Here is a 3,289-nt window from a genome sequence, read left to right on the forward strand (position 1 = left end):
GGGGGAGAGAGGGCCGGGGAGAGCGAGGTCAGCCCTTGACGGTCGCCGGGCCTCCCGTCAGCTCCAGCCGGAGCCCGTCCGAGGTGACCGCGACCCGTTCCGGTGCAAGCCCCAGCGGCAGTCCGGACAGGTCCAGCTCCTGCGGGGTGTCCCCGAGCAGCTGGGCGGCGAGGGAGTCGGGCACGACCCGGTCGCCGATCCGCACGGCGGTGCGCTCGAAGCGGATGCCGTCCTCGTGCAGCACCGGCCGGAATCCGACGGTGATCCGCCCGGCGGGCCCCGCGTGCACCACCAGTTCGTGCGCCGCCGGGTCGGTCGTCACGGCCGCCCCGCCCAGCGCGCCGCCGGTCATGGTGCGCACCGCGTCGGCGAGGGCGGCGTCGGCCAGTTCGGCGCTGACCCGGCTGTCCCGCACCGACAGGCCCTCGCCGGTACGGACCACGTCGGCCAGCTCGGCGTGCAGGTCGACCCCGCTGAACCGGCGGAAGGTGGCGTCCTCGCCGGTGACCTCCACGCGCGGGAAGGAGCCCCGCGCCAGTTGCAGGGTCACCGGGGTGGGGCCGAAGCCCACGTCGAGCCCGGTGTGCAGGCGCCGTTCCATCCGGTCGGCGAAGCGGTCCGCCGTGTAGTGGCGGGCCACCGCCTCCGCGATCCCGCCGACGGCCAGCACCGCGCCGGCCGCCGCGAGGGCGACGAGGCGCGTCCGGCGGGACACACGCCCCCTCCGTAAAAGTGTCATGACTGACAGCATAGCCAAAGTGTCAGGACTGACAGATTCTTTCGCCGTCGGTTTTGAGCCTGCGATACTCCTCGCATGGCAACCCTCGACACCCCCGCCGCCGAGCCACGGGGCCGGCGCGAGGCGCACAAAGCGGCGACCCGCAAGGCCCTCCAGGAGGCGGCTCACCGCATGTTCGAGGAGCGCGGCTACGCGCGGACGACCGTGCGCGACATCGCCGCCGCGGCCGGGGTCACCGAGCGGACCTTCTTCCGCTACTTCCCCTCCAAGGAAGACCTCGTCCTCGACGAGGTCCTCGACCTCATCCCCGTCGTCCGGGCCAAGGTCGTCGCCCGGCCCGCCCACGAGGACCCCTACAGCGCGGTCCTCGGCGCGGCCGTGGAGGTCGCCGCCGGCGGCGGCGTCGGCCTGATGTTCAGCGGGCCGCCGCAGCGCTTCCCCGGCCAGCAGGCGCGGCAGTTCCTGCCCGTCCTCAGCAAGTTCGAGGCCGGCCTCGCCGACGCCCTGCTGGAGCGGCTGGCCGCGCGGGACCCGGAGAACGCCACCCCGCTGCGCGCCGCCGTCCTCTCCCGGGCCGCCGTCGGCGCGCTGCGCTCCGCGCTGTTCGCGTACACCGCCCTGCCGGAGGAGGAGCGCACCCCTCGCGCCGCCCACGAGCTGCTGGTCGAGGCGTTCGGACATCTGCGGCAGAGCTGACGCCGCAGCCATTGCCCCGCCGGAGCGTCCATGAGTAGCCTGTGTTCGCTATTCCGACCATCAGTTGAAATCTCGAACACAGGGAGGGGGCCGGCCGTGGGACGCCTCGTACCTGCCGTGACCCGGGCTCTCGACATCCTGGAGCTCTTCCTCGACGGTGACGGGACGCTCTCCGCCCCCGACATCGTGCGCAAGCTCCAGCTGCCCCGCACCACCGTCCACGAGCTGGTCACCACGCTCGCCGCCCGGTCGTACATCGTCCAGGTGCCCGGCCAGCCCGGACGCTACCGGCTCGGCGTACGCCCGTACCAGCTCGGCAGCCGCTACGCCGAACAGCTCGACCTCGCCGCCGAGGGCCAGCACGTCGCCCGGACCGTCGCCGAGACCTGCGACGAGACCGTGCACGTCGCCATCCTCGAAGGCACCGACGTCATCTACATCGCCAAGGTCGACTCCACCCACGCGGTGCGCATGGTCTCCGCCGCCGGCCGCCGTCTGCCGGCCCACTGCACCTCCGTCGGCAAGATGCTGCTCGCCTCCCTCCCCGAACCGGAACTCGCCGCCCGCGTCCCCGACGACGCGGAGCTGATCGCCATGACGCCGAACAGCATCACCGAACCGGCCGCGCTGCGGGAAGCCCTGGCCGAAATCCGCCGCCGCGGGATCGCCGTGGAGAGCCGCGAGTCCAACCCGGACGTCAGCTGCGTGGCCGCCCCGGTCCACGACCGCACCGGCCAGGTGGTCGCCGCGCTCTCCATCTCCGTGCCGATGATCCGCTGGAGCGAGGAGCGTCGCGCCGAACTCGAACAGCTCGCCGCCAAGGGCGCCGCGGACCTCTCCGAGCGGCTCGGACACCGGAGCGTGGCGGCATGACGGCGTACGAGGTCGCGGTACGCGCCGAGGCCACCCTCGGCGAAGGTCCCACCTGGGACGCCGCCGGGGACCGCCTCCTGTGGATCGACATCCTCGGCTCCCGGCTCCACACCTACGAACCCGCCACCGGCCGCCGCACGGTCCGCACCACCGAGCAGCACATCGGCGCGGTCAAGCCGCGGGCGGGCGGCGGCCTCGTCCTCAACCTCCGCGACGGCGTCGGACTCCTCGACCCCGACGGCGCCTTCCGCTGGCTGCACCACGAGCCGGTCCCCGGGCGCCGCGCCAACGACGCGGCCGTCGCCCCCGACGGCGCGCTGTGGGCGGGCACCATGCGGTACGACGAGGCACCCGGCGGCGGCACGCTGTCCCGGCTCACCGGCGACGGCACGGTGGACGTCGTCCTGGACGACGTGACCGTCAGCAACGGGACCGGCTGGAGCCCGGACGGGCGCCTCATGTACTACGTCGACACCCCGACCCGCCGCATCGACGTCTTCGACGTCGAGGGCACCCGGGTGACCGGGCGCCGCCCCCTCGCCGAGATCGAGGAGGGCGCCGGCTTCCCCGACGGCCTCACGGTCGACGCGGAGGGCTGTGTGTGGGTGGCGCTGTGGGACGGCGGGGCGGTCCGCCGCTACACGCCCGGCGGCGAGCTGGACCGGGTCGTCCCGTTGCCGGCTCCACGCGTCACGGCGTGCGCGTTCGGGGGCACGGACCTCAGGGACCTGTACGTCACCACGGCCCGCGTGGGCCTGACGGCCCCGCATCCCCTGGCGGGTTCCCTCCTGGTGATCCCGGGAGCGGGCCAGGGGCTTCCGCAGCCGGCGTTCGCGGGCTGAGGGGTGGCTGCCGCCGGCTGTGGTGCGGCTGGTCGCGGTGAGGGGTGGCTGCCGCCGGCTGTGGTGGGGCTGGCTGCGGCCGGGTGCGGCGAGGGGTGGCTGCGGCCGGTCGCGGTGAGGGTGTGACGGCTGTGTGTTG

At 74.2% G+C, this 3,289-nt stretch carries 4 protein-coding genes; 3 read left to right on the forward strand and 1 reads right to left on the reverse strand.

The genetic code is table 11. The features are described 5' to 3' along the window. Positions 1 to 28 precede the first annotated feature (28 nt). Positions 29 to 715 (reverse strand): LmeA family phospholipid-binding protein, encoded by a 687-nt coding sequence (locus tag CCN42_RS39015; protein ID WP_158102200.1) that lies wholly within the window; start codon positions 713 to 715, stop codon positions 29 to 31. 99 nt (positions 716 to 814) lie between these two features. On the opposite strand from CCN42_RS39015, the gene CCN42_RS39020 reads away from it, so the two are divergent. The 3 genes from CCN42_RS39020 to CCN42_RS39030 all read left to right on the forward strand — a co-directional run bounded on the left by CCN42_RS39020 (position 815) and on the right by CCN42_RS39030 (position 3,150). Beyond that, entirely contained in the window at positions 815 to 1,435 is a 621-nt protein-coding gene (locus tag CCN42_RS39020; protein ID WP_086741922.1) for a TetR/AcrR family transcriptional regulator, read from the forward strand. 96 nt (positions 1,436 to 1,531) lie between these two features. Continuing rightward, positions 1,532 to 2,308: an IclR family transcriptional regulator gene (locus tag CCN42_RS39025; protein WP_086741923.1), complete on the forward strand. Its 777-nt coding sequence runs from the start codon at positions 1,532 to 1,534 to the stop codon at positions 2,306 to 2,308. Beyond that, complete coding sequence (locus tag CCN42_RS39030; RefSeq protein WP_086741924.1) at positions 2,305 to 3,150, forward strand: SMP-30/gluconolactonase/LRE family protein; 846 nt, start codon at positions 2,305 to 2,307, stop codon at positions 3,148 to 3,150. Before CCN42_RS39025 ends, CCN42_RS39030 begins: the two co-directional genes overlap by 4 nt. The last annotated feature ends 139 nt before the right edge of the window (positions 3,151 to 3,289 follow it).

The organism is Streptomyces glaucescens (genome assembly GCF_002154375.1).
GTDB classification, from domain to species: Bacteria; Actinomycetota; Actinomycetes; order Streptomycetales; family Streptomycetaceae; genus Streptomyces; species Streptomyces glaucescens.

Bases quoted from the DNA above. Each gene is read 5' to 3' on its own strand.
- CCN42_RS39020 (WP_086741922.1), top strand. From the start codon at position 815: ATGGCAACCCTCGACACCCCCGCCGCCGAGCCACGGGGCCGGCGCGAG.
- CCN42_RS39030 (WP_086741924.1), top strand. From the start codon at position 2,305: ATGACGGCGTACGAGGTCGCGGTACGCGCCGAGGCCACCCTCGGCGAA.